26 protein-coding genes are annotated in these 26,750 nt (G+C 55.5%); 14 read left to right on the top strand and 12 right to left on the bottom strand.

The features are described 5' to 3' along the window. Positions 1-18: 18 nt before the first annotated feature. The 6 genes from HZB34_12065 to HZB34_12040 all read left to right on the top strand — a co-directional run bounded on the left by HZB34_12065 (position 19) and on the right by HZB34_12040 (position 4,312). Positions 19-516 carry a bifunctional nuclease family protein gene (locus HZB34_12065; protein MBI5316700.1) on the top strand — a complete coding sequence of 166 codons (498 nt, stop codon included), beginning with the start codon at positions 19-21 and terminating at the stop codon, positions 514-516. 31 nt (positions 517-547) lie between these two features. Further along, positions 548-976, top strand: a complete 429-nt coding sequence (gene rplM / locus HZB34_12060) for a 50S ribosomal protein L13 (GenBank protein ID MBI5316699.1) — start codon at positions 548-550, stop codon at positions 974-976. A gap of 35 nt (positions 977-1,011) precedes the next feature. Further along, complete coding sequence (gene rpsI, locus HZB34_12055) at positions 1,012-1,404, top strand: 30S ribosomal protein S9 (protein MBI5316698.1); 393 nt, start codon at positions 1,012-1,014, stop codon at positions 1,402-1,404. Between the two features lie 74 nt (positions 1,405-1,478). Beyond that, complete coding sequence (locus HZB34_12050) at positions 1,479-2,555, top strand: N-acetyl-gamma-glutamyl-phosphate reductase (protein ID MBI5316697.1); 1,077 nt, start codon at positions 1,479-1,481, stop codon at positions 2,553-2,555. A 184-nt stretch (positions 2,556-2,739) separates the two neighbouring features. Next, positions 2,740-3,963, top strand: a complete 1,224-nt coding sequence (gene argJ / locus HZB34_12045) for a bifunctional glutamate N-acetyltransferase/amino-acid acetyltransferase ArgJ (GenBank protein MBI5316696.1) — start codon at positions 2,740-2,742, stop codon at positions 3,961-3,963. Positions 3,964-4,087: 124 nt separating this feature from the next. After that, positions 4,088-4,312, top strand: coding sequence for a hypothetical protein (locus HZB34_12040; GenBank protein ID MBI5316695.1), 225 nt, complete (start codon positions 4,088-4,090; stop codon positions 4,310-4,312). 333 nt (positions 4,313-4,645) lie between these two features. Here the strand turns inward: HZB34_12040 and HZB34_12035 are convergent, their stop codons facing one another. The 3 genes from HZB34_12035 to pal form a co-directional block, all read right to left on the bottom strand. Continuing rightward, positions 4,646-4,984, bottom strand: a complete 339-nt coding sequence (locus tag HZB34_12035; GenBank protein MBI5316694.1) for a PilZ domain-containing protein — start codon at positions 4,982-4,984, stop codon at positions 4,646-4,648. Between the two features lie 162 nt (positions 4,985-5,146). After that, a complete protein-coding gene (locus HZB34_12030; GenBank protein MBI5316693.1) occupies positions 5,147-5,773 on the bottom strand; it encodes a hypothetical protein in 627 nt (208 codons plus the stop codon). A gap of 68 nt (positions 5,774-5,841) precedes the next feature. Next, positions 5,842-6,411 carry a peptidoglycan-associated lipoprotein Pal gene (pal, locus tag HZB34_12025; protein MBI5316692.1) on the bottom strand — a complete coding sequence of 190 codons (570 nt, stop codon included), beginning with the start codon at positions 6,409-6,411 and terminating at the stop codon, positions 5,842-5,844. A gap of 580 nt (positions 6,412-6,991) precedes the next feature. On the opposite strand from pal, the gene lnt reads away from it, so the two are divergent. The 7 genes from lnt to HZB34_11990 all read left to right on the top strand — a co-directional run bounded on the left by lnt (position 6,992) and on the right by HZB34_11990 (position 15,184). Next, positions 6,992-8,617, top strand: a complete 1,626-nt coding sequence (gene lnt, locus HZB34_12020) for an apolipoprotein N-acyltransferase (GenBank protein ID MBI5316691.1) — start codon at positions 6,992-6,994, stop codon at positions 8,615-8,617. 17 nt (positions 8,618-8,634) lie between these two features. Beyond that, positions 8,635-9,784, top strand: a protein-coding gene (prfB, locus tag HZB34_12015; GenBank protein ID MBI5316690.1) for a peptide chain release factor 2 whose coding sequence is annotated in 2 segments (ribosomal slippage) — positions 8,635-8,691 and positions 8,693-9,784 — 1,149 coding nt in all. Because the reading frame shifts where the segments join, the coding sequence is not laid out codon by codon here. Positions 9,785-9,807: 23 nt separating this feature from the next. Next, positions 9,808-11,289 carry a lysine--tRNA ligase gene (lysS, locus tag HZB34_12010; protein ID MBI5316689.1) on the top strand — a complete coding sequence of 494 codons (1,482 nt, stop codon included), beginning with the start codon at positions 9,808-9,810 and terminating at the stop codon, positions 11,287-11,289. Positions 11,290-11,291: 2 nt separating this feature from the next. Beyond that, positions 11,292-12,572, top strand: a complete 1,281-nt coding sequence (locus HZB34_12005; protein ID MBI5316688.1) for a lipoprotein-releasing ABC transporter permease subunit — start codon at positions 11,292-11,294, stop codon at positions 12,570-12,572. Positions 12,573-12,657: 85 nt separating this feature from the next. Continuing rightward, complete coding sequence (locus tag HZB34_12000) at positions 12,658-13,284, top strand: ABC transporter ATP-binding protein (protein MBI5316687.1); 627 nt, start codon at positions 12,658-12,660, stop codon at positions 13,282-13,284. A gap of 156 nt (positions 13,285-13,440) precedes the next feature. Continuing rightward, positions 13,441-14,559 carry a conjugal transfer protein TraF gene (gene traF / locus HZB34_11995; protein MBI5316686.1) on the top strand — a complete coding sequence of 373 codons (1,119 nt, stop codon included), beginning with the start codon at positions 13,441-13,443 and terminating at the stop codon, positions 14,557-14,559. Between the two features lie 16 nt (positions 14,560-14,575). Continuing rightward, positions 14,576-15,184, top strand: coding sequence for a hypothetical protein (locus HZB34_11990; protein MBI5316685.1), 609 nt, complete (start codon positions 14,576-14,578; stop codon positions 15,182-15,184). A 150-nt stretch (positions 15,185-15,334) separates the two neighbouring features. On the opposite strand, the gene HZB34_11985 is transcribed toward HZB34_11990, so the two are convergent. From HZB34_11985 to HZB34_11950, 8 genes are all read right to left on the bottom strand, one after another. Next, on the bottom strand, positions 15,335-16,153 hold the full coding sequence (locus HZB34_11985; protein ID MBI5316684.1) for a tryptophan synthase subunit alpha: 819 nt from the start codon (positions 16,151-16,153) through the stop codon (positions 15,335-15,337). Beyond that, on the bottom strand, positions 16,150-17,343 hold the full coding sequence (gene trpB, locus HZB34_11980) for a tryptophan synthase subunit beta (protein ID MBI5316683.1): 1,194 nt from the start codon (positions 17,341-17,343) through the stop codon (positions 16,150-16,152). Before trpB ends, HZB34_11985 begins: the two co-directional genes overlap by 4 nt. Positions 17,344-17,386: 43 nt before the next feature. Further along, on the bottom strand, positions 17,387-18,028 hold the full coding sequence (locus HZB34_11975; protein MBI5316682.1) for a phosphoribosylanthranilate isomerase: 642 nt from the start codon (positions 18,026-18,028) through the stop codon (positions 17,387-17,389). Between the two features lie 416 nt (positions 18,029-18,444). Beyond that, entirely contained in the window at positions 18,445-19,266 is an 822-nt protein-coding gene (gene trpC / locus HZB34_11970; protein ID MBI5316681.1) for an indole-3-glycerol phosphate synthase TrpC, read from the bottom strand. Between the two features lie 7 nt (positions 19,267-19,273). Further along, on the bottom strand, positions 19,274-20,287 hold the full coding sequence (gene trpD / locus HZB34_11965; protein MBI5316680.1) for an anthranilate phosphoribosyltransferase: 1,014 nt from the start codon (positions 20,285-20,287) through the stop codon (positions 19,274-19,276). Between the two features lie 23 nt (positions 20,288-20,310). Beyond that, entirely contained in the window at positions 20,311-20,874 is a 564-nt protein-coding gene (locus tag HZB34_11960; protein MBI5316679.1) for an aminodeoxychorismate/anthranilate synthase component II, read from the bottom strand. 91 nt (positions 20,875-20,965) lie between these two features. After that, on the bottom strand, positions 20,966-22,462 hold the full coding sequence (gene trpE / locus HZB34_11955) for an anthranilate synthase component I (GenBank protein ID MBI5316678.1): 1,497 nt from the start codon (positions 22,460-22,462) through the stop codon (positions 20,966-20,968). 12 nt (positions 22,463-22,474) lie between these two features. Continuing rightward, entirely contained in the window at positions 22,475-23,083 is a 609-nt protein-coding gene (locus HZB34_11950) for a LysM peptidoglycan-binding domain-containing protein (protein MBI5316677.1), read from the bottom strand. A gap of 219 nt (positions 23,084-23,302) precedes the next feature. Here HZB34_11950 and ligA point away from each other — a divergent pair, with 219 nt between their 5' ends. Beyond that, positions 23,303-25,330: an NAD-dependent DNA ligase LigA gene (ligA, locus tag HZB34_11945; GenBank protein ID MBI5316676.1), complete on the top strand. Its 2,028-nt coding sequence runs from the start codon at positions 23,303-23,305 to the stop codon at positions 25,328-25,330. On the opposite strand, the gene HZB34_11940 is transcribed toward ligA, so the two are convergent. Beyond that, entirely contained in the window at positions 25,323-26,561 is a 1,239-nt protein-coding gene (locus HZB34_11940) for an HlyC/CorC family transporter (protein MBI5316675.1), read from the bottom strand. The two genes, ligA and HZB34_11940, sit on opposite strands and share 8 nt — an antisense overlap. Positions 26,562-26,750: the final 189 nt, after the last annotated feature.

Genomic DNA, 26,750 nt, shown 5'->3' with positions numbered 1-26,750 from the left:
CGGCCAGACGCAGGGCCTATGAGCATTATCGATATACCCAAAGAGCAGGACCTGGTCGAATACAGGGTGGATCGCATTCTTGAGGAGGCGAACACCGATACCAGAATTGTCGTCCTGGCACGACAGGACGCCGCCCTCGATACGTTTCCGATTTGGGTCGGCGCAGCAGAGGGTCACGCCATCAAATTGGCCCTCGATACCATGATTACGCCACGGCCGATGAGCCATGACTTGATCAAGAGCTTCGCCGAGCATTTGAACATTACGCTTCAACGCGTCGTGATCACAGACGTCAAGAGCAGCACCTATTACGCCACGGTCTATGTCTCGAACAAAGGCATCGAACGGACGATCGATGCCAGGCCCAGCGACGCCATCTCGTTGGCCCTTCGGGCACCTTGCCCGATCTACATCACCCAGGATGTGTTGAAGCGGCGGAGCACAACAAATCTCGACGCCTGGCTGGCTAAACTCGACTCGAAACCTATCGGCACACCGGAAGTGCAGGAAACCTAATTCGCACGAGCGTGAAGGAGCGGAAAGAGCGATGTTGACCTATATGCAAAAGCCTCTGGACGTGCAGGAGAAGTGGTACCTCGTGGATGCAGAGGGAAAGACGCTGGGACGATTGGCCGCTCGCGTCGCTGGAGTATTGCGCGGCAAACACCGGCCGACCTTCACCCCCCACGTGGATATGGGCGATCATGTCGTCATCGTGAATGCGGAGAAGATCCGTTTGACCGGCAACAAAATGGCCACAAAGCTCTATCGCCATCACAGCGGATATCCCGGTGGGCTGAAGACCGCAACCGCGCAGCATGTCTTCCGAAAAGATCCGACAGCACTCTTGACCAAAGCGATCGAAGGCATGCTTCCCAAAAACCCACTCGGAAACCATATGGCAAAGAAACTCCGCGTCTATGTCGGGCCTGTTCATCCCCACCAGGCTCAAGGACCGGAACCGATTACCCTGTAATCATCACCGCAAGCAAGAGAAGGAGACATTGGAGCATGGCAGTAGCGACTCAATATGCAACCGGACGACGAAAGTGCGCGATTGCCAGAGCCTGGGTCACTGGGAGGGCGGGCGAAATTACCATCAACGATCAGCCGATCGAGAAAGCATTCCCACGGTTGACCTTGCGGCAGATCATCCAGTTCCCGCTCGAAATCGGCGGCGTCGTCGGGCAATACTCGATCAAGGCCACAGTACAAGGAGGCGGACCGACCGGACAAGCCGGCGCCCTGCGTCATGCCATTGCGCGCGCGTTGGTGGAGCTCAACCAGCCGCTTCGCACACCCCTGAAAAAAGAAGGCCTGCTGACACGCGACTCGCGAGTCAAGGAGCGGAAAAAATACGGACAGAAGGGCGCTAGAAAGCGCTTCCAGTACTCAAAGCGTTAGACATCGGAGCCACAATCGGACAAAGGGAAGGCTCCAGGCCTTCCCTTTTTTTTGCGCGCGACAAGGTGACATCGATGAAGAACATACGAGTCGCAATCGCAGGGGCCAGCGGATATGCAGGAGCGGAACTCGTTCGCCTGGCAGCGCTCCACCCTCATTTTGAACTCTGCGCCGTCACTTCGGAAAAGTCGGCAGGGGTTCCTGTGGCATCGGTATTCCCTAGTCTGGCCGGCCTCGTGCCTCTTTCGTTTCAAGCTCTCTCACCGGAATCCTTGGCGGAGATGGCAGACGCGGTCTTCCTGGCCCTCCCCCACACCAAATCCTTGACGCCGGTCGCAGCTTGCATCCAAACCGGCAAACTGGTCGTGGACCTCAGCGCCGATTACCGGCTCAAGGATCCAGCCTTGTATGAGCAGTGGTACAAGACGCCGCATACCCATGCAGACTTGTTGAAAGATGCGGTCTACGGGCTCCCAGAATTGCATCGCACCGCCATCGCAAAGGCCAGATTGGTCGCGTCACCCGGCTGCTATCCCACCGCAGCTGTCCTGCAATTAGCGCCTCTATTCGCCCATAACTTGGTAGACTCGCAGGGCAACATCGTCATCGATGCAAAATCAGGCATCTCCGGCGCCGGACGCAGCCCGGCTCTTCCCTATCATTTCCCGGAAGCCCATGAATCCTTAGAGGCCTACAAGGTGGGGCAACATCGCCATACCCCTGAGATCGAACAAGAACTTGCCGGGTTGCTCCGACGCGTGTCTCAACCCTCCGAGACAGATGCCGCACCACCGATCGTGACATTCACTCCGCACCTTGTCCCGATGAACCGCGGCATCTTGAGCACCGCCTACTGCCGATTGAAGCGTCCGACGGCCCTGTCAGAATTGCGAGATCTCTATCGAACTTATTACAAAGGTGAGCGCTTCGTGAGAGTTCAGGACGACATTATGCCGAATCCCCGCTATATCAAAGCGTCCAACTATTGCGACATCGGAGTCTACCTGGACCCACGATCACAGTCGGTCATTACTGTGGCCGCTCTGGATAATCTTGTGAAAGGCGCCGCAGGCCAGGCGATTCAAGCCATGAACCTCATGGCCGGTTTCCCTGAGGACACAGGCTTGACCGCTCCCGCTGCCTATCCCTAGCAGGATGCTGAAAAAGTCTGCCAGCGTGATTGGAAGGTTAAGGCTGAGGCTAAGGTTGAGCAAACAAGAAACTGTTCGACACTTAACCTTAACCTCGACCTAAGCCTTCTCCATTCGCTGCGGCCTTGCTGAACAGCCTTTTTGAGCATCCTGCACAATGTGAATAGGATATATCCTCTCGATCATGAGCAAAAAAATAACAGCCGCATCTCCACGCCGCGGGATCACCGCGCCACAAGGCTTCCGGGCATCCGGCATCCATTGCGGCATTAAGAAACCCGGCCTGCTCGATCTCGCTCTCGTTGCCTCAGACCAGAGCGGCCCCATCGCCGGCGTCTTCACCCGCAACCAAGTGGTTGCGGCACCGGTCATTGTCGATCGCCTGCACCTGCGTCGGGGAATGGGACGAGCCATTCTCGTCAACAGCGGCAACGCAAACGCCTGTACGGGCTCTCACGGATTGGCAGCCGCCAGAATGACTGCCGCGGCGGTCGCTCGACATATGGGTATTCCTCTCGACCACGTGTTCGTCGGATCCACCGGTGTGATCGGCCGTGCGCTGCCGGTCCATCGAATTATCAAAGGAGTACCCCAGCTCCTCGCTCAGCTCAGCGACCGTGGAGGCCTGGATGCTGCCCGGGCAATCATGACGACCGATCTGCGGCCGAAATCCATCGCCCTTCAAGACACGATCGGCGGTCGTCTCATTACCATCGGCGGGATGGCCAAGGGATCTGGAATGATTCACCCCAATATGGCTACGATGCTGGCCTATTTCACCACAGACGCCTCAATCACGAAGAGCGCGCTTCAACAGGCCCTCAGACTCGCGGTCAACGAATCATTTAACTGCATCTCTGTCGATGGAGACACCAGCACCAACGACACGGTTCTTTGCCTGGCAAACGGAATCGCAGGGAACCGGACGGTCACAGCCGGCACAACCGCTTTCCGTCGATTCCTGTTACTCCTGACAGAAGCCTGTCAGGCATTGGCGATGGCTATTTGTCGCGATGGAGAGGGTGTCACCAAGGTCGTGAATGTCGAGGTGACCGGAGCAGGCAGCGTGAAAGAGGCACGGCAAGTGGCCCAAACCATTGCCACCTCGAATTTGGTCAAGACCGCCCTATTCGGGGAGGATGCCAATTGGGGCCGTGTCATGGCGGCGATCGGCCGAGCCGGTGTCCCGATTAACCCCTCGAAACTCACCCTGTCGTTTGGCGGGGTTCCGATGGTGAGGAGTGGAATGGGCTTAGGACTAGCTGCTGAACGCCTGATTGCAAAGGTCTTTCGTCAAAAAGAGTTTACCATCACTGTGGGGCTTGGGCAGGGACGTCATCGATCCCATATATGGACAACCGATCTCTCCTTCGACTATGTCCGCATCAACGCAAGCTATCGATCTTAGGGCCTGCTTTCGTTCAAGCACAGTTTGACTTCTGGCAATAAAATGGTGCAACATAGTGCCCCGAACCTATGAATGACACAGATGGCCGTGACCCCATACCATCCATACCGGGAGGGAGATTGAGATGAAACGACTGGCAGCCTTATCGGCTATATCGATCCTGGGATCACCCGCGCTCGCCCTGGCAGAAGAACACAGTGCAGGGTACCGGGGAATCGGGATGCTGTACTATATTTTCATGGCTGCGATTTTGATCTACGGTGTCAACGATGCCTTCGGCAAGAAGGCCATGTATGTGTTTGCGCCGATTATTATCATCGCGTTCTATCTTCTGTTGCCAGATAACTAAACCATTGACGCCAGGCTGTGATGTAAAAAGGGGGAGCCGGCCTTGGCCGGCTCCCCCTTTTGTTTTTTTTTCAATTTCCTTAAGAGACGAAATTAGGGTGGGAGGAGCGCGCACCTACCGAGGACAGCATAGGTACGGCGGTGATCTTGGCGGGACTTCAGGCTTCCCAGTCAAGCTGGGCCTGCACACCATCCCGACGCTCGATCCCCTGATGAACCATATTCCCTCGGGGCGTTAAGCTCCTCCCACAGGGATACGATATTCTTCCGATGCCGATCAGTCAAGTAATGAAACACAACAGAATGGTCAACAGTCCGCTGCTTTGCATACCTACTAGGCATGGCCCGTACCTTCGGCCTCTTCGTATTCATCGATGAGCTGTTCCAGTTCATCGAGTTCGGTTGGTCGGACATTCTGAAAGGAGACTCCGAATGTGTCCTCTCCGACCCACTGCACACGCGCTGTTTCAATTGAGAGCGGTTCCACTGCCCCAGGGAGGACGAGTCGTACACGGACTACCTTGCCGGGATAGACTTCAAGGTCACAATCGAACCTGGCACCACCGACTGAGAGATCCAGCGTGATCCCTTCGATCTCATGCGAGTTTCCCGACAGAAACCCCTGCACCTGGACCGGCACCCGGCGGTGTGTTCGTCGATCTACGCTACTCATTAGGTTCGCAGGCTCATCGTAACTATGGGTACGCGCCCAACTGGCCGACGCGCCAGACTTCTATTCTTCACGTATGTAGCATGCAATTAGCCGCGCTACTGACACCTTGATCGAACACGGTCTTTTCGACATTGATGGTTTTCACGATCCCATGCGGTATGCTCACCGCCGGAGCTTGAGAAGCTTACCGTCGAGGGTGGTATCAGCCATAAACTTCTCAAAATTCTTGTTGTACAGTTCGTTGAGAAGATCCTGGGCATCCTCCGGGTCGAACCAAAAGACCTGGCTGGTTCCAGTACTGGTGAGGGTTTCGCGGACCTGGCTCCCGTCAGCGTGATTCTTCACAAAAATGATCAACCGATTCTTGCCATTCAGGTCTGTCTGTCCCACACCGCTCTTGGCATTCACCGCGATATCGACAAGCTGGCCTGTGATGGTCACGTCTACCCCCGTTGCCCCGTTCCCTTTGGCAACAGCGGCATTCCAGCCTCGCTCTTTGAGATAGTCAGCGAAGGCCTGTGCCGTGGATTCGCCGAGGGTGCCACTGGAAAGATCGAAATGACTCTCTCCTCCCCATAGATGATATCTCGTGCCGAGATGCGATCGGTTCGTACGATTGTCTTCAAACGGCAGAACCGCGACGGTCCCTGAACTCATTGCGGCGACCTTCTTATCGACTCCATAGGCGATAGGCACCTTCAGGTCGATACGCTCGCCCTTAGCGCCACAGCCGGTCGCGAGCAAGATGATCCCGATGAATCCGATTGCTGCATTAGGATAGCGCCTCATGTGTACCTCCTTCGTGATGCGATCGTCTTACCCATACAATGGCGTTCCGGTGAGGCACTTGCTAAATCTTATTGCGTCACAAAATGTGCCCGCCGATTTTGTTGATAGCAGTTTTCGTTCTGCCGCTGGCAGGAAGGTCGCGTCTCTCCGTAGCTGATGATCTGGAGCTGGGAGACCGGAACCCCCGAGTCTTGTAGATACTTCTTGGCAGCGCGGGCCCGTTTTTCTCCCAGGACGAGATTGTATGCCAAGGTGCCTCGTTCATCACAATGGCCTTCGATCAGCACGGCCTTACTACCATTGGAGCGAAGCCAACCGGCATTGGCATCCAATACCGGCATCGCATCCGGGCGGATTTGAAACTGGTCGAAATCGAAAAATATGTCGCCCAATGTATTGCCGGCAGAAACAGTGCTGGACTGCAGCGGGAGACTGGATGGCAGACTGCTGGATGGCCGGTCGAACGAGCGTTCCGGTGGTATCGGTTTGATCGCATCCGGCAAGATTTCCTCACTCTTGCTCTGACCCGTCTTTGAAACGTGATCTCCCTCCGAGGAGGAGGCTCGCTTACTGGAACAGCCTGCAAATAGAAGCATGCCGCTCAGGCATAGGCACAGGCTGACGACTCTTCGGTCCATGGCATAACCTCCTCATTGTTGCGATCATTGGCCAGGCTGTTCGTCAGGGGCTGAATCGCGTGATAGAGATACCGATCTGCTGCTCTTACTTATAGGTGATCAGCGGGTGACCGTCAACCCGGGATCTCCCCCCCTCCCATGACAACGTAACTGACACTAGCAGGCTGTTGAGAAAACCCGCCAGCAGGGGGAGGGATGGCCCGGTGAGTCCCCTGTACTCGCGCAACGCGCGGCCTCAGCAGGCCCTCGTTGGACGCGCGCAGTGGGGGACTCATCCGGGTCATCCCTAGGATGACCGTAACCGAGCGAGCAGGGAAGAACGATCGTTGCTCGCTTGCTGCGGCCTTGTACGCGGTCACGGCGCATCTATGGTAAAGAGGCTGTCTTGGCAGACTCAGGGCGGGCGGGTGAGAAATCGGCCTTTCTGAACAGTCTGCAATGGCTTCTGAACATATCTGCGTGTATCTAGACTTTGCGTGGCTGTTCCGCTCAAGTAGTTTGTCAACACACTGCTCGACGAGCGGACCCATTTTAAGGCCGGAAGTTGCATCCATCTCCGGCTTTCGATAAGGTGCGGCTCATGACCCATTCCCTCGCGCGTTCGCTCGCCCTTGCTGGTGCGAGCGGGCTTTTCCTCCCGCTGAGTTTCCCGAAATCTGATCTCGGACTCTTGGCCTGGGTTGCCCTCGTACCGTTGCATTGGGCATTGGACGGCAAGAGCAAACTTCAGGCGTTTTGGATCGGCTGGCTCTCCGGTACGATTGCCTTTACGGGCATAATGGCCTGGGTAGTGACCGCCATGAATACCTACGGTAAGGTTCCGCTCGTGATCAGCTATGGCCTTATGTTGCTGCTCGCGGCCTACCTCGGCCTCTATGTCGGCCTCTATTCTGCCGGAGCCGTGTGGTTTCAGATCCTCATCCCACGCTACGGTCTCTTTGCCCTTCCTTGCCTGTGGGTCACCCTTGAGCTCATCCGAACCTATGCCTTGAGTGGATTACCCTGGGGCCTCCTTGGCTATTCTCAATACCGTCAGCTTGAAGTGATTCAGATCGCAGACCATATGGGGGTCTACGGAGTCTCGTTTCTTATTGTATTGATGAATGTCACGCTCGCTGAATTGCTGGCCTGGCTGATGCCTCTGCGCAGGAAATTCCGCCCTGCAAGGCTTCCTTGGGAACTGATGGCCATGACGGCGTTGTTGATGACCCTCTCATGGCAATATAGCCTGGGGACATTATCCGAGGCCCCCTTCGCCGGCATTCCTCGATCGTCAATCAGCATAGGAGTTGTGCAGCCGAACGTCGATCAGGCAGTGAAGTGGGATACAGCCTATCGAGAGGAGACCCTCGCACGCTTTGACCGGCTGACGGAGCAGCTCGGCCCTGCCACTGACTTGGTGGTATGGCCGGAGGCCGCAACACCTTTTGTGTTTGAGCGTGAGCCGGTCTACCAGCTGCAGCTCATCGGGTTGGCTAATCGTACTAAGACACCGATCTTATTTGGAAGCCCCGCCTTACGCTACTATCCGGATCGGCGACCCTACCTGATGAACAGTGCCTACCTCCTCTCCCCCGATGGCCAAGTGCTGGGGCGCTACGACAAGCAGCATCTGGTGCCATTCGGCGAATATATTCCGTTCAAATCGTCGTTCCTATCTTTCCTGGATAAATTGGTCGAAGGGATCGGTGATTTTGAAGCAGGGCCTAGTTCGACAGTCTTGACCTTGCCCCCTAAAGCTCAGCCCACAACTTCCGGGGCGACGGGAGCACCGCCACGAGCTGTGAAATTCGGGGTGGCAATCTGCTACGAAGTAATCTTTCCAAATCTCGTACGGCAATTCGCGGCGAACGGGGCGGAGTTCTTGGTGACTGTCACGAACGATGCCTGGTTTGGTCAGTCAGCGGCAGCCTCCCAACATTTTTCAATGGTCGTGTTTCGCTCCGTCGAGAATCACCTGGCTTTCGCTCGCTCCGCCAACACCGGTATCTCAGGATTCATCGACCCGTTCGGACGGATCGTCGAAGCGACACCGGTCTTTACGGAGCAGGCCCTCAAGGCTACGATGCAGGTCTGGCGTCCGGATACGTTTTACAGCCGCCATGGCGATGTGTTTGCTTACGGCTGTGCTATAATCTGCGCGCTTTTGTTCCTCTTCGGCATATTCCGAACCAAGGAATCTGAGCCAGACGCAGTGCCGATATAACCGAAAGGATCCGTAGGATGTTAGACGAGGTCAAGTATCGCGTCAGGTCCATCGAACAACTGGTATCAGAACTACGGGGGCATCTTTGACTTCGCTCGCATGACGGCCGAGCTGTCTCATCTGGAAGAGCAGGCTTCGCGACCTGATTTTTGGAGCCAGGCTCAGAAGGCCGCCACGATCAGCCGGAAAAAATCTGCACTTGAGCGTGACCTCCAGCAGTGGCGCGATATCGATGGGAAACAGGAGGATATCGGCGCCTTGCTTGAATTGGCGGAAGAAAGCGGCGATGCAGGTCTATTAAAGGAGTTGACGTTCGAGCTCGATCGATTCGAGCAGAAGCTTTCCGCCCTTCGGCTTGAGTTGCTGCTCTCTGGCGAACTGGACATCAACAATGCAATCCTGGCGATCCACCCGGGAGCCGGCGGGACGGAATCGCAAGATTGGGCACAGATGCTGCTTCGGATGTACGTCCGTTGGGCCGAGAGTAAAAAGTTCAAGGTTGAAACGCTGGACCTACTTGCGGGGGAAGAAGCAGGCGTGAAGAGCGTCACTCTCTCAGTGACAGGCGCCTATGCCTATGGCTATCTCAAGGCCGAAGCAGGCGTACACCGGCTCGTGCGCATTTCACCCTTTGACGCGAACAAGAGGCGGCACACCTCCTTTGCATCGGTCTTTGTCTATCCCGAGGTGGACGAGGATATCGACCTCGTGATCGAAGATAAAGATGTCAAGATCGATACCTTTCGGGCCGGTGGCGCCGGCGGTCAAAACGTGAATAAGGTTGAAACGGCCATTCGTATGACGCACCTGCCAACCGGAATCGTGGTGCAATGTCAGAACGAACGGTCACAGCTTCAGAATCGCAACGGCGCCATGAAAGTGTTGAGAGCGCGTCTCTACGAACTCGAATTGAAAAAGAAGGAAGCGGAGTTCACCGCGATTGTCGGAGAGAAGAAGGATATCGCCTGGGGCAGCCAAATCCGATCCTATGTGTTCCAGCCCTACCAAATGGTCAAAGACCACCGGACCGGCTATGAAGTGGGCCAAGTCGCAGCGGTCATGGATGGTGATCTGGACGGATTCATCGAGGCCTATCTGAAGATGAAGCAGCGTGGCGTCACGGCTCTCAGCTATCAAGAGTCGGGGACGGACGAATTCGACACTTAACCGAGGAAAGAAGATCGCACGGAATGGAAGAACTGAACGAACAGCAGCAACAACGGATCAAGAAACTCGACTCGCTGCGTGAAATGGGAGTCGCGCCCTATGGAGCGCGGTTCGAGGCAAAAGACCGTGCGGGCCGACTGATCGAACTCCATGGCGAGAAATCCAAAGAGGTCTTGGAAGCAGAAACGATCTCCTGCTCCCTAGCGGGACGCATCGTCGCCCTTCGGCGATTCGGGAAGGCAGGCTTTGTGGTGCTGCAAGACGGATCAGACCGGCTTCAAGTCTATCTCAAAAAAGATCATCTATCGGAGCAGGGCTATCGCGTCGCCGAACTGCTCGATTTGGGCGATTGGATCGGTATAACCGGCACTCTATTCCGTACAAAGACAAATGAATTCACGGTCGATGTCACCCAGCTGACTTTCTTAAGTAAAGCCCTCAGACCGCTCCCAGAGAAGTGGCACGGGTTGACAGATGTGGAAACCCGTTATCGGCAGCGCTATGTTGACTTGATCGCCAACCCCGAGGTCCATGGCATTTTTTCCACCCGCAGCAAAATCATCGCCGAGATCCGTTCCTTCTTGATTGAACGAGGCTTCCTGGAAGTCGAGACGCCGATGATGCACCCGATTCCAGGAGGAGCGGCGGCCAAACCCTTCGTCACCCACCACAATGCACTCGGTGTCGATCTCTACCTCCGTATTGCACCGGAACTCTATTTGAAACGGTTGATCGTCGGCGGCTTTCCCCGCGTATTTGAAATTAACCGCAATTTCCGGAATGAAGGCATCTCGACGATCCATAATCCGGAATTCACGATGCTCGAGTTCTACGTGTCCTATGCCGACTATCAAGACCTGATCATCCTGACAGAGCAACTCATCTCCTCGTTGGCACAGCAGGTCCTCGGAAAAACGGTCATCGACTACCAGGGGAAGGAGATCATACTGACACCTCCCTGGCGTCGTTGGTCCTATCACCAGGCGATTCTGGAGGTGAACAGCCTCGATCCTTCCGTATTCAACAATCAGGACGCCGCTGTTGCGGCGGCTAAGAAGCTTGGGATCGCGGTCGATCCGAAATGGCCGCTCTTCAATATCGTGAACGAAATATTCGAGGAGACTGTGGAGCCCAATCTGCTGCAGCCGACGTTCATTACCGACTACCCGATTGAAATATCCCCCCTCGCACGACGCAAAGACTCGAACACGGCCTTGACTGATCGCTTCGAACTCTACATTGCCGGACGGGAGATCGCCAACGCCTTTTCTGAATTGAATGATCCTCTTGACCAACGGGAGCGGTTCGAGGGACAAGCGGCGCAGCGGGCGGCTGGCGACGAAGAGGCCCATCTGGTGGATGAAGACTTCCTGCGCGCCCTGGAGTACGGCATGCCGCCAACCGCGGGCGAAGGCATCGGCATCGACCGGCTGATCATGCTTTTTACCAACCAAGCTTCGATCCGCGATGTCGTCCTCTTCCCTCAACTGAGACCCGAGAAATAACGGTGGCCCTCCCCTACGAAATCTTCGTCGGATTGCGCTATCTGCGCGCGAAGCGTCGGAATCGGACGATTTCCTTGAACACAGTGGTCTCCATTGCCGGAATCACCCTCGGTGTGGCAGCCCTGATCGGAACCGTCGGCATCATGACCGGATTTAAAGAAGACATTCAGGCAAAAATTCTTGGAACGACGGCCCATATCATCGTGCAGGATCGAATGAAGGAGAGCATGAGCGAGTACGATCCCGTCACCACACAGGTCGCAACCGTGCCGGGAGTCGTCGCGGCAACTCCCTTTGTGCTCAAGCAGGTCTTGCTCACGACCCCGACCGCTGTGCAGGGCATCGTGATCCGAGGCATCGATCCGCAACGCGAAGGCACAGTGACGGAGCTGGCTAAGAATCTCTCGACTGGACAGTTGGAGGACCTCAGCAGACCAGTCAAGATCAAGCAGCCGCCGGCAGACGACCCGAACGGCCCCGCGGTCGAGACAGAAAAACCCGGCATCATTCTAGGCAAGGAACTGGCCTTACGGCTCGGTGTGTTCGTCGGCGACACGGTAAATGTGGTGTCTCCTCCGGCCGGCCCGATCAGCGCAATCGGCATGGTGCCGAAGATCAGGACCTTTGCGTTGGTCGCGCTGTTTTCATCCGGTATGTATGAGTACGATTCCTCACTGGCCTATATCGATCTCGCGGAGGCGCAAAAGTTTTTCAACATGGGGCAGACCGTTACGGGCATCGAGATCAAAGTTGTGGACGTCTTCCACGCAGCGGAAACAGCCCGGGCCGTGGAACAATCGCTTGGTTTCGCCTATGGCGCGCGCGACTGGATGCAGATGAATCGCAATCTCTTCTCGGCGCTCAAGCTGGAAAAGACGATGATGTTTCTCTTGTTGGTTCTGATCACGATCGTGGCCTCCTTCAACATCGTGAGCACCCTCACCATGATCGTGACGGAGAAGCAAAAGGAAATCGCGATCCTCAAGGCGATGGGCGCAACGCGCAAAAGTATCAGGCGCATCTTCATGCTGAACGGGTTGATCATCGGCCTATCCGGGACAGCCATCGGCATTCCGGTCGGCTATGCGTTTCTCTGGCTGATCCAGACCTTCTGGACCTTCGACCCCTCGGTTTATTACATTTCGCGAATCCCCGTCCATGTACAGGCCATGGATGTCCTCCTGGTGGCCGGTTCCGCAATTCTGATTAGCTTTGCCGCCACGGTCTATCCCTCGCTCCAGGCAGCCAAGCTCGAGCCGGTGGCCGCACTGCGTTACGAATGATCATGCCGGCCTTTTCATCATCATTATTCCTTTGCTCCGGAGCTCCGGCGTGATCACCGTTACCGATCTATACAAATCGTTTCCGATGGCCGGACAGGCCCTCACGGTGCTGAAGGGCGTCAATCTAAAGATTCAGCGTGGGGAGCTGATTGCCATCGTCGGGGCGTCGGGAGCAGGAAAGAGCACGCTGCTCCACATTATTGGAACGCTCGATCGCCCGACCACAGGGATGGTGCACTTCGACGGCCAGGATATATTTCAGATGACAGAAGGAGCGCAGGCGGACTTTCGGAACCGGCGGATCGGATTTGTCTTCCAGTTTCATCATCTCCTGCCGGAGTTCACTGCGCTCGAAAATGCCTGTATGCCCGCCTTGATCCAACGACGTGATCCGACAGACGTTGAACCGGAGGCGATCACCCTCTTACAGGAGGTCGGGCTAGGTGCCCGGTTACACCACAAGCCTGGGGAATTGTCCGGCGGTGAGCAACAGCGCGTGGCGGTCGCACGGGCCCTCTTGCAGAAGCCGGATCTCGTGTTGGCAGATGAACCGACCGGAAATCTAGATACCCATACGGGCGAGGCGCTCTTTGCAATGATGCGTGAGCTGAACAAGGCCCGCGGAACTACCTTCGTGATCGTTACCCATAACGATAAGCTGTCTGCCCAAGCGGACCGTATCGTACATATGCAGGACGGTCAAATTGTGTGAGAGTATGCACACCTAGATATGTATACTTATTAGGTATTGCACCAACCAGCCGACACATCATTTACATTTATGGGGCTCTCTCGTCTAACCTTGACGAGGACCGATTAGTCCCCTAGACTCACTAAAAGCCCTGATTTTAGTGGGAGCTGTTATCCGATGGGTTTCCTTACAGTACTACGCACCATTGCAACCATAATCATCGTGGTACTGCCGGGACAAGTTCTGGCAGTTGAATTTGTTACTGTCGGTCCCCGTGCGGCAGGGATGGGAGGAGCAGGCGTGGCAATCACGACCGATGCCTACGCCACCTATTGGAACCCGGCAGGATTAGCCATGCTCAAATCCGCTGATATTCGCATTCAAGGAACAGTCCAAGTCACTGGTCGTGAAGATATCGTCAATGCACTGGATGATTTGAAAGACTTCAATCCTGGCGATCCGTCGGCGGCGACGAAAGCCCAAAGCATCGCGAATCAGATCAATCGCTCCGGCGCCACAATCTCCGGACTTGGTGCCGGAGGCCTCTATTTCAAAGGCCATTTCGGCGAACATGCCTTTGGATTCAACGTATCTGATGTTGCAACGTCAGGAGGGTTTGTCAGTTCTCCGGTGGTGGCCTCGGGGACCAATATTACCGGTCAGATGGCGCTGCGGGGATTGGAAGCCAGGCAAGCGGCCTTTTCCTATGCGTATTCCTTTGCGGATAAAACCTTTGCCATCGGCATCACGAGCAAGATCATTCAAGGTGCAGCATACAATACTACGATCAACCTAACGGGCGGGCAGGATCCGAATCTCATAGACAATTTTGGAAAGGCCAAGATTTCCACCTCATACGGCATAGATATCGGAGCGATGTACCGTCCGTCTTCATGGTTGCGATTCGGCGTGATCGGCAAAGATCTGAATCAACCAACCTTCGACGCTCCGGGCGGCCTCCAGTATAAGTTGACTCCTCAGGTACGCGGCGGCCTAGCGGTAAATCCCTGGCCGACGATGACCATCACTGCGGATATGGACATTACCTCCAATCAGACGCTCGTCCCGGGGCTCAAGAGCCAGGTGCTGAGTCTCGGCATGGAACAAACGATCCTCTCGGAGTTTCTCTCGTTCCGGGTCGGAACGTATAAAAACGTCCAGGATGCGGGATCAATCTTTACACCAACCGCCGGATTGGGAATTCGTATCTACTCGTTCCGCATGGACCTTGCGAGCGGTTATGATTTTGATAAAGGGGGAGCCATCGCCTCCGGCGCTCTTGCCTGGATCTTCTAGATGGTATACTGACAACATGTTCGTGCTTCACGACATCCGACGTGCGATCGCTCTCTGCCTTCTTCCGCTCCTAGTCGTCGGCTGTGGAGGCTTACAGGAAGTATGGGAAGGACCAGGGGCGGGAGGATTCAGACCTCAAGCCATCGCCGTGCTTCCTCCCATGGCGAGCCAATACGACAGCGCGCGTGAGGATATCCAAGAGGTCCTGTCAAAAACCCTGAATAACAAGGCCAATATCGAGCGCGTGGTATCTCCTGAAAATGTGACGGATATCTTCCAGAGTTCGAAAGAAGCATTCGATGCACTCGTGTTTTATTTCTCCCGTTTGGAAATGACAGGTCAATCCGACAAGGAGTCCGCTGTGAAGTTGGGCAAGGCGCTGAATGTGGACTCGTTTTTAGTCGTGCGGGTGAACTCATGGGAATACGTGCGTAAAGAAGGGGATAATGTCGGTCGAGTGGGCCTGAACCTCCGCCTGGTCGATGCCACGACAGGCACCACCGTATGGAAGGCGCGACATGAACGGTCAAGCAGTTATATGTTCTACCGGCCCTATCTAAAGGATGTCGCCAAAGAGCTGGCAGCTGAGATGATTAAGGCCATGCCTCCCCACCCCAAAGAATAATCCCCACCCCCATTTTTGTTTATTTGGTTTGTCTGGTTTGTCTGGTTTTTTGGTTGGACGAAACTAACCAGATGAACCAAATCAACAAAACAAACCAGATGAACCAGAGAGACCAGACAGACCGCACGCGCAGGCTTTTTCAGCATCTTGCTAGCGGGCTTTAGCCTGAGCCGTTTGCATGGCAGTTTTCAATGAGCGGACAAATTCCGCCACCTTCTTCACCATCTCCGGCTTCTGCTGGTGTATAGCGATCTGCTTCACAATTGCGCTGCCGACGATCACCCCATCGGCAATGGCCGCAACATCGGCAGCGTCCTCCGGCGTGGCAACCCCAAAACCAACTGCCACCGGGACCTGGGTGATTTTTCTGATTTTTTTGACGTTCTTACCCACATCCGCCACGTTGCGTAGTTTTGCACCGGTAATCCCTGTGAGTGACACGCAATAGACGAACCCCTCCGACTGACGAGCGACAAATGTCCGTCGTTCCGCGGTGCTTGTAGGGGCGAGAAGGAAAATCAATTGAAGCCCAGCTGCTGCGGCAGGTCCTTTGAGGGGGCCTGCTTCATCCGGAGGCATGTCCGGTACAATGAGTCCGTCGACACCGGCCTGAGCCGCCTCATGGCAAAACCGCTCAGGACCAAACGCGTGAATATTATTATAGTAGACCATCAAGACCAGGGGAATCTGAGTCGTGCCCCGGACCCGTGCGACCATGGGAAGGATCGTTCGAAGCGATGTCCCACTCCGTAAGGCCCGGGCTGCAGCCTGTTGGATCACAGGGCCATCGGCGATGGGATCGGAAAATGGGACACCCAGTTCAATGATATCGGCTCCCGCCTGCTCCAGTTCCACGACAAGTTGTTCGGTCTCTTGCAGTGAGGGGTCGCCTGCCATCACGTAGGCAATAATGGCCTGCTCACCTTCCTGCCGAAGCCTGGCAAAGGTCCGGTCGAGCCTCGATGTCACAACGTGATCCCCCGCAGCTTCGCGACGATGTGGACGTCTTTATCTCCACGACCTGATAGATTCACGACCAGAATCTGGTTCTTTTTCATCGTGGGCGCCACCTTCACTGTATGGGCAATGGCATGGGCACTTTCGAGGGCCGGCATGATCCCCTCTTCTCTGGTCAGCAGATCGAATGCGGCCATAGCTTCGTCATCTGTCACCGAGGTATATTCGGCTCGGCCTCGATCTCGCAAGTAACTGTGCTCGGGACCGACCGCTGCGTAATCCAACCCTGCTGAAACCGAGTGAGTCTGATTAATTTGCCCGTCGGCATCCTGGAGCAGATACGTCATGGTACCTTGCAGGACTCCTGGCTTTCCTCCGGCAAATCGCGCCGCATGTTTTCCGCTTGCGACTCCCAGGCCGCCGGCTTCGACACCGATCATCTTCACCTGTTTGTCCCGGATGAAGGCATGGAAGAGTCCTATGGCATTGCTGCCACCGCCGACACAAGCGATGAGGCAATCAGGCAACCGGCCTTCCGCCGCCAGAATCTGTCGCCGGGCTTCACGTCCGATGATGGATTGAAAATCACGGATCATCATCGGATAGGGATGGGCCCCGAGCACTGAACCGAGAATGTAATGGGTCGTGCGGATATTCGTCGTCCAATCCCGCATGGCTTCACTGATGGCATCTTTGAGCGTCCGGCTTCCCGCGTCAACCCCCGTGACGGTTGAGCCGAGCAATCTCATCCGGAAGACGTTCAGTGCCTGGCGCTGCATGTCTTCAGTCCCCATATAAATTTCACATTGGAGACCGAACATCGCAGCGACGGTCGCCGTCGCCACCCCATGCTGTCCGGCGCCGGTTTCAGCGATGATGCGCGGCTTTTTCATCCGCTTTGCGAGAAGCCCTTGTCCAATCGCATTATTAATTTTGTGGGCCCCGGTATGACAGAGGTCTTCACGCTTCAAATAGATCTTCGCTCCACCCAATCGTTTTGTGAGTCGTTGGGCAAAGTAGAGCGACGTGGGTCGGCCAACGTAGTGCTTCAAATAATAGGCAAGTTCAGACTGGAAGCGCCGGTCCTTTTTTACACGGGTATATTCCTGCTCCAATTCAAGCAACGCAGGCATCAGCGTCTCAGGGACATAGCGTCCGCCATAGACCCCGAATCGACCTTGCTTGTTGGGAACAGAACTCATCGCAGCCCTCGCGTTCGCGTTGCAGGATGCAGTATAAATGGGCTCATGCTGGGGAGACAACCCTGGCCGCTCGGATGAATGCGCGCACTTTCTCGTGATCCTTCTTGCCCGGTTCCCGCTCAACGCCGCTGCTCACATCCACGCCGTACGGCTGTACCGTCAGAATTGCCTTCTCAACATTGTCAGGGGTGAGCCCTCCGGCCAGGAGAATGTTCGCAGCTTTGGCCACTTCTGCAGCAAGCTGCCAATCAATCGCCTGTCCAGTCCCTCCATAGGCCTGATCCGAATAGGCGTCCAGTACGAACCCGCGTACGCCTGCCCTCCCCCGAAACTCTGCCAAGGCGAGAAAGGTGCTCCGATCTTTTACCCGAAGTGCTTTAAGAACCGTACGACCTAACTCTTTGCAATAGATCGCCGATTCGTTTCCATGCAATTGCGCAAGCGCAAGTCCACAGTCATCCATGATGTTCCGTACTACTTGCTGTTCTTCGTCGACAAATACACCCACCGGTATCACCAAGGGTGGCAAGCTCATCATGATCTGCCGGGCCAGCGTCGGTTCGATATACCGAGGGCTTTTCCGATAGAAGACAAATCCTAAAGCATCGGCCCCGGCATCGACTGCTACGGCGGCGTCTTCGGCGTTGGTAATACCGCAGATTTTGATTTTGATTGTAGCGGCCATCTTGGTAGGCTGTGGATAAGCTTTCTTTATATACCATACTCTGTTGGTATCAAACCTGCTGACACCGATGTCAACAGAGCCGCAGGGTGCTCAAAAAGGCTAGGTGTCTCACCCGCCCACCCACTGGCACGCCGAGACGTGCCATTTGCCCACGCGAGGGCTTTCTGATTCCCCAACTTCCCCAGAGGGAGCAGGCAGATTGTTCTTTACTGCGCGCGTTTTCCCAATTCCCCATTCTAATTTTCAAGGGTAGCCTGGTCGATCCTCGATTGCGCGCGTCGAACGAGCACATTCTTATCGTGCGCGTTCCGCGAGCAAGAGGACGGCCAGGCTACCCTTCACATCCTTCTGAGGCCGCGCGTTGCGCGAGCACGGGGATCGTTTTAGCTACCCCATCCCCCATTTTCTGTATCCTGCTATGCGTGTGACGGAGCCGGAACTCCTCGTAATTCACGGATTTTACCTCCAATGTCATCGGCTCGGATGAGGGATTCTCCGACAAGCATGGCATGGACGCCGGCATCGACCAATTGCACCACATCTGCGCGCTGATGGATGCCGCTTTCACTCACGATCAGCTTGTCGGCGGGAATCCGTTTCGCCAATCGCACGGTAACACCCAGGTCGGTCGTAAAGGTCTTAAGATCTCGGTTATTGATACCAATCAGCCGCGCCTCCGGCAGTCGCTCCAATACGATATCGAGTTCGCGCTCGTGATGGGTTTCGATGAGCACATCCAAGCGTAATCCTCTGGCAAGGGCGTAGAAGTCTATCAATTGCTGTCGTTCGAGTGCTGCGACGATCAAGAGAGCGGCGTCGGCGCCATACGCGCGCGCTTCATAAAACTGGATCTCCTCGACCATGAACTCTTTGTTCAAGGTCGGCATGGGTACCAATTGTTTGATCTCGCTGAGGTACTCGAGGCTCCCTTGGAAGAAATCCTTATCGGTTAAAACAGACAGGGCCGAGGCCCCATGGTCATGGTAGGCTTTGGCAATTCCCAGGTAGTCAAAGCGGTCAGAAAACTCTGGCCGGAGGAGCCCTAGGCTGGGTGAGGCCTTTTTGACTTCGGCAATCAACGCTGGACTGCCGGCCGTTCTTGTCGCTTCGAGCGCCACAGAAAAGCCGAGGGGTCCCGGCGCGTCCTGAATCTTCGCCTTTAGCTCAGAGAGGTAGCCCCGGCTTTGTTTGTGTCGGAGTTCCGCTTTCTTATGCTCCAGGATGCGGGAGAGAATCACGATCGTGTCATCCCCTATTCGTAAATGCGACCAGGAGAGCGAGCTTTTCAGCTGCGGCACCAGAGTCTAGCGTCTGGCCTGCCAAGAGAAATCCATCATGAAGGCTCCTCGCCTTGCGCCCAGCGACAAGGGCCGGAGCGGCATTCAAACAGACAATGTCCCGTTTCGGCCCCTTTCGCCCTCGCAGAATGTCACGAGTGATCGCGGAATTTTCTAGCGGCGTCCCGCCGGCTAGCTGTTTGGCTGGAACCAATGCCAGTCCGAAATCCGCCGGGTCCATGAGATAGTTCGAAAGAACACCTCCTTTGGCTTCTGAAATCTGCGTTTTTGTGGTCAGGGTGATCTCATCCAGTCCATCCATCCCATGTACGACAAAACAATGTTGCGATCCCAGGTGCATAAGCACGGTCCCCAGCAGAGAAGTCAATCGACTTTCATAGACTCCGAGTACCTGGATGGCGGCTCCTGCGGGATTGGTCAGCGGGCCTAAGAGATTCAGCATGGTTCTGATGCCCATCTCTTGTCTGGGGCCGACACAATGTTTCATCGCGCCATGATACAGCGGGGCAAAGAGAAAGCCGATTCCGACCTCATTGATACAATCGGCTACCCGTTCAGGCGGCAGATCGATTTTGACTCCGAGCGCCGAGAGGACGTCGGCGCTCCCTGACTTGGATGACACAGAACGATTGCCGTGTTTGGCAACGGTCAGACCAGCGCCTGCAAGAACGAGTGCGGTTGTGGTGGAAATATTGAACGTGTGCGCGCCGTCACCGCCTGTTCCGCAGGTATCCACGACCAACGGATCTCCGACTGCGATACGAAGGGCCTTGGCCCTCATAGCCCGCACGGAGCCGGTGACTTCTTCAACCGTCTCACCCTTCAAGCGAAGCCCCATCAAGTACGCGGCAATTTGAGCCGAAGTTGCTGCACCATCCATGATCTCCAGCATCACGGATTCTGCTTCCTGTTCGGTGAGGGAACAACGGTCAGCAAGTTTGGCAATCGCGTCTTTGATCATAGATCGGAGACCCGGAGAGCAGCCTAGAGTTTAAGGAAGTTTCGGAGGAGGTCCTTCCCCGCCAGGGTGAGGATGGATTCCGGATGAAACTGCACTCCTTCGATGCCTAATGATCGATGGCGCAATCCCATGATTTCCCCTTCATCCGTTTCGGCCGAGATCTCAAAACAGGAAGGCAGCGTGTCGCGCTTTACGATCAGAGAATGGTAGCGTGTCGCGTCGAAGGGATTCGGCAGCTGGTGGAAGATCGTTTTCTCGTCATGGCGGATCTTCGAGGTTTTGCCATGCATCAATCGTTCGGCCCGGACGACTTCCCCGCCGAACGCCACAGCCAGAGATTGATGGCCTAGACAGACACCCAAGAGAGGGAGGCGCCCGCCAAAATGCCGGATGGTCTCGACCGATACACCAGCTTCCACCGGCGTGCAGGGCCCGGGAGAAATGACGATGCGGCTGGGTTGCAGCGACTCGATCTGATCGATCGTAATCTTATCGTTACGGAACACCCGAATGTCTTCACCGAGTTCCCCGAAGTATTGCACGAGGTTATAGGTGAAAGAATCGTAGTTGTCGATCATCAGCAACATAATAAACCGTGAGGTGTGAGGCGTCAGGCGTAAGGGGGAAAGTGGGCGAGATCCTGATCACTTCACCACTTACCACTCACGCCTTACGTGCTCATTCCAGCCCCTGTTCGGCCAATTCGACCGCCTTCATCATGGCCTTGGCCTTATTGCAGGTCTCTTCATACTCGTGTTCCGGATTCGAATCTGCGACGATACCAGCCCCTGCTTGAATGAAGGCCTGGTGTTTTTTCACGACAACCGTCCTGATATTAATGCACATATCCATGTTACCAGAAAAGCTAAAGTAGCCCACCGCTCCGGCATAGGGACCGCGTCTTGTCGGCTCGAGTTCATCGATGATCTGCATCGCTCGCACCTTCGGCGCGCCGGAAACGGTGCCGGCGGGAAAGCAGGCGCGCAACACGTCGTACGAGGTCTTCGCTTCATCAAGCTGCCCCGTCACATTCGACACAATGTGCATCACGTGTGAATACCGCTCGACGTGCATGAGCGAGTCCACAACGACCGAGCCTGGTTTCGCCACACGACCGACATCATTCCGCCCAAGATCGACGAGCATCACATGCTCAGCCCGTTCCTTTTTATCCGCCAATAACCGCCGCTCCATCTGTTGATCTTCTTCAGGCGTCGCACCACGCCGGCGCGTGCCCGCAATAGGACGGACGGAAATGACGCCGTTTTCACAACGGACGAGCGTCTCTGGAGAGGAGCCGACCAATTCGACCCCGGCGATGCGCAGGTAATACATATAGGGAGAGGGATTCACCACGCGCAACGCCCGATACAGTTGCAACGGCGACGCCTGCACGCTCGTTTCCCACCGCTGGGATAACACTGCTTGCACGATATCACCGGCCCGAATGTATTCCTTTGTCCGTACCACCATCTTCTCAAAATCCGCTTTGCTCATGTTCGCCGTAAAGGACACTGGTCGGCGGCGGCGATGTGGACGCGTTCGGCGGAGGGGACGCTTGAGTCTTGCTATCGTGCGTTCGATCCGTTCTGTCGCCGATCGGTAGGCGGTCTTGATACCGCGTTCCCCCTTTGCCGTCACATGGGCGGTAGCCACCACTTTGATCTTTTGAGCGACATTGTCAAAGATCAGCATCGTATCGGTCAGCAGGAAGGCAAAGTCCGGCAGATTGAGCGGGTCCTTCTTCCGGGTAGCCAAATCCTCGAAGGTGCGCACCATATCGTAACTCAGATAGCCGACTGCGCCGCCAACGAACGGGGGAAGGCCCGGCACGGTCACCGGACGATAGGCCTCCATCAGCTCCCGCAGACGTTCGAGAGGGTTTCCACGGCTGGGAATGCGCTTCTTGCTGGTGCCTTGCACGACCAGCAGGTCGCCTCCATCCTCGTACACGACAACAGGCGACCCACTTCCAAGAAAGGAATAGCGAGCCCACTTCTCGCCGCCCTCGATGGACTCTAGGAGGTAGGCTGAAGGGCCATGATCGATTTTGGCAAAGGCAGAGACAGGGGTCTCATAATCCGCGAGAATCTCTCGATAGAGCGGAACGAGATTGCCTTCTCCGGCATACTGCCGAAGTTGGTCGAGACTGAGTGAATATTGCGGCGGGGCCACGCGGTCAGCCTATCATTCTTGGCCCACGATGAGCTTCTGTCCTACCTCGATAATGTCGTCAGACAACTTGTTCCACTTTCTGACCTTCTCGACCGTGACTCCATATTGCCGACTGATCCGATAGAGAGTTTCGCCGGGTTTCACGACATGAACGGCGCCAGACCCAGCCGAAACCGTCGGGGCAAACCCGAGGTCTGACGCACCCAGATCCATGCTATCGGCCGTCGGTGCAACCGACGCCGACTTGCGCGTCGGTGTGACTGCGCGCTTCATATCGGCTTTGGCCTTTCGTTCCAGCAGCGCAGACTCCTTCATGGCCTCGGCTTCTTCCTGAACACGGGTCATCTGTTCCCGAGTGGCTTGCAGTTGTGCCGTGAGTTCCCGATTCCGCGCTTCATACTCCAGCAGTTCATTCTTGGCCCTCTTCGCTTCACTGTCGAGCTCCCCGGTTCGCTTTTCCTCCTGGGCAAGGAGACGTTGGAAGTTTAGGCTGCGCGCCTTTTCCGCGTCGTACTTCTCCGCCATGACACATCCACCCATCAACAGCCCTCCACAGATGATCATGGCGATTCGATAGCCGGCCCTGGGCATCAATTTATTCACGTAATACTCCCCTTTCATGAATACCTCCTCTGACGATCATGGGGGAATTACCTCCCCCACAGCATGGCTGGACACGGGCTGCCAATCAGTGATAAATCGACTCAACTCTGACTGTTACAATAATGTCTATCGCAGCGAAAGTCAAAGCGAATATGGCGTCTTCATGGTTTGACCGACTCCCTGAGCCTATGGTACGGTCAGATCCGTCACTTCCGCTGATCACCGCCATCCAGTCCTATGGCTCACGCCGACATCCTCGCCAGACTGATTGCCCTCAGGGACGAAATCAGGCGCCACGACTATCTGTACTACGTCAAGGCGCGGCCGGAGATTTCTGACTCCCAGTACGATGGCCTCTTTCGAGAGTTGATTGAACTGGAACAGGCCCATCCCGATCTAGTGACGGCAGATTCCCCGTCACAGCGGGTCGGAGCGCCTCCGCTTGGGCAGCTGGTCAAAGTGTCCCACAAACAGCCGATGCTCAGCCTCGACTCGATTGTCGATCAGAGCGAGGTTCAGGCATTCGATCAACGGATGAAACGTGAACTGGAGACCCAGTTCGTCGAATACAGCGCAGAACCGAAATTCGACGGGTTATCAGTCGAATTGATTTACGATCATGGAACCTTTACCCGTGGGGCAACCAGAGGCGACGGAACGACAGGGGAGGATGTGACCGTCAACCTTCGTACCATTCGCTCCCTGCCGCTGCAATTGCAGGCACAATCGAATCGCCCTGATCATCTTGTCGTGAGAGGCGAAGTCTACATGCGCCTAGACGATTTTCAAGCCTTGAACCGGCGCATGACGGAACGGGGCAACGATGCCTTTGCCAATCCCCGCAATGCGGCTTCCGGTTCGCTCCGGCAACTGGACTCCACGATCACCGCGACCCGCCCGCTAGTCGTGACCTGTTACGAAATCATGACTGCATCTGCCCCGCTCCCATCGACTCACTGGGACGAACTGGAGCGGTTGGCTCAGTGGGGTCTCCCGGTGCCGACGCATCGACGAATCTGCGCGTCAATCGATGAGGTAGTGACGTTTCATCGCGAAACGGAATCGATGAGGGATCAGTTGCCTTACGAGATCGATGGCGTGGTGGTCAAGGTGAATCGCCGAGACTGGCAGAGTCGCCTCGGCATGAAGTCCCGCAGTCCACGCTGGGCCATTGCCTTTAAATTCCCCCCTCGTAAAGAAACCACCGTTGTGCAGGATATCGTTGTCTCTGTCGGAAGAACCGGAACCCTCACGCCTGTCGCGCTCTTAAAACCGGTGGAGGTCAGTGGTGTCACCATCAGCAGAGCCACGTTGCATAATGCAGATGAAGTGACGCGGAAGGACATTCGGATCGGCGATACCGTCAAGGTGGAACGGGCCGGTGATGTCATCCCCGCTATTGCCGAGCGTGTCCCGATCCATGATGAGCAGCGCAGCAGCCCCTTTTGCATGCCTGACCACTGCCCGGTTTGCGGATCGCGTGTCGGTCGTGACGGTGCCTATTTTTACTGTACGGGCCAATTGGTCTGCGGCGCTCAGTTGAAGGGAGCTATCGAGCATTTTGCTTCCAAACATGCCCTCAACATCGAAGGCTTGGGGAAGAAAACCGTGGCACAGCTGGTCGATGAGGGGCTGGTGCGATCCCTCGCCGACCTCTATCGCCTGACCAAGGCCGATCTCGTCCGGCTAGAAGGATTTGCCGATCGGTCCGCCACACTCCTCCTCGAATCGATTGCCGTCAGCAAAAACGTCTCCCTGGATCGTTTTCTGATGGGACTCGGTATCCGACAAGTCGGACAACATATCGCCAAAGTTCTGGCCCGTGAATTTGGATCTCTTGAGGAGATCATCGAGGCTGATCGGGAGCGGTTTCAACAGATTCGAGAAATCGGCCCTGAGATTTCCGAGAGCTTGGCAGTCTATTGGTCTGAGCCACATAACCGGGAAGTCATCGCACAGCTCCGGGAATCCGGCGTCCAGATTGCCCCAGGTTTGGCAAAGAGCGACCGGGAAAAGTCTCCGCTTGCGGGGATGACCTTCGTGTTTACCGGTGGATTGGACCACTTCACAAGAAACGGCGCGCAAGAGGCTGTGGAAGCGGTCGGAGCTCGCGTGTCTTCAAGCGTGAGTAAAAAGACTTCCTATCTGGTCGTAGGGCGAGACCCTGGCTCCAAGTTAGTCCAGGCCCGCACCCTGGGGGTGAAAATTTTGACGGAACAGGAGTTCTCGACGCTGATCAGAGAGGGGGAGAGCGGTCCTAACTGACCAGATCGAGGTTCGGAGTCTCGACCGGAGCCGGCGATTTTTCTTCGCGAAAGATTTGAACACTACGGATGGACCGAGGCTCCGCTTCATGGATGAGGATCCGGCAGTTGGCAATCCGCACTTCTTCCCCCACCTTGGGAATTCGACCAAGTTCCTGCTGAATGAGACCGCCGATCGTGACAGCTTCATCGCCGAGGTCGACTTTGAGGAAGTCGTTGACCTTGCGCACTTCAGTTCGACTGTGAACGAGGATGTGGTTTTTTCCTAACCGTTTGATCAGTTCTTCCGTGATGTCGGTTTCGTCCATGATCTCCCCGACCACTTCCTCGAGAAGATCTTCAAGCGTGACAATCCCCATCACACCGCCGAACTCGTTGACCACGACGGCCATATGCCGTTTTTCCTGCTGAAACTGCTTCATGAGGTCGTCGGCCGTCTTCCCTGCTGGAACGAAGAGCGGAGGATAGGCAATGTCCTTGAGTTTCACCTCATTCTGCCCTTTGGCGAGTTCGGTCAATGCCCTCGTCTTGTAGAGAATACCCGTGATGTTATCGAGCGTCGTGTCATACACAGGGATACGCGAGTATTTTGAATTGTAGAGGAGTTCCTGAGCCTCTTTCAGGCAGAGGTTACCGTCCAATGAAAAGACATAGAGCCGAGGGGTCATCGCATCTTCAGCCGTGATGTCCTTGAGCTGGAAGACGTTCTTGATCATTTTGACCTTCTCGAATTCAATCGTCCCGGTCTTTCCACCCTCATCCAGCATGATTTTCAGCTCTTCCTCAGTCACAAGGGGAAGCGTCAGCCCCTTCCCTCCTGTCAATTTGTAGATCATCGGCACGATCACAAACAATAATGGCTTGAGGAGTAATTGAACGATGTAGACGGGGTAGGCCATGTTCAGAGTGACCGGAACAGAGAACTTGGCGGCTAACGTTTTGGGAATTACATCGACTGCCACTAAGAGGACAAAGGTCAGCAGGCCGACCATGACGGCGATCGCCTCGTCAAAAACTGTTTGCCCTCCATATATGCTCAAGGTGAGAAAGGTGGCATACATCGGTGTCGCCACGCCCACCAGACGGTCGCCGACCAAAATAGTCGAGAGAAGTTTTTGGGGGTCACTACGCAGATGGAGCGCCAGCTTCGCGCGTTTACTCCCAGATTGGACAAGCGCCTTCAGCTTTGTTTCGTTGACCGCAAAGAAACCGATCTCGGCCGTGGATATCACAGCTGAAAGAACGATAAGACCTAAGAGGATTAGAACATCCATGGATTGCGATAGGCTAGATGTGTGTGACTATGCCGATCTGTCGGGAGAACCGGAGAATATAGGGGTTGCCCCCTATCGCCTCGAACCGGCAATTTGCGATTTGGTGGAACAGAGTGACTTGATAGTACCCTATCGGACCTGTATCCA

The organism is Nitrospirota bacterium (assembly GCA_016219645.1).
Taxonomy (GTDB): Bacteria; Nitrospirota; Nitrospiria; order Nitrospirales; family Nitrospiraceae; genus Palsa-1315.
Note: the sequence above shows the minus strand (reverse complement) of the source record. Positions and strands in the feature narration are given on the sequence as shown.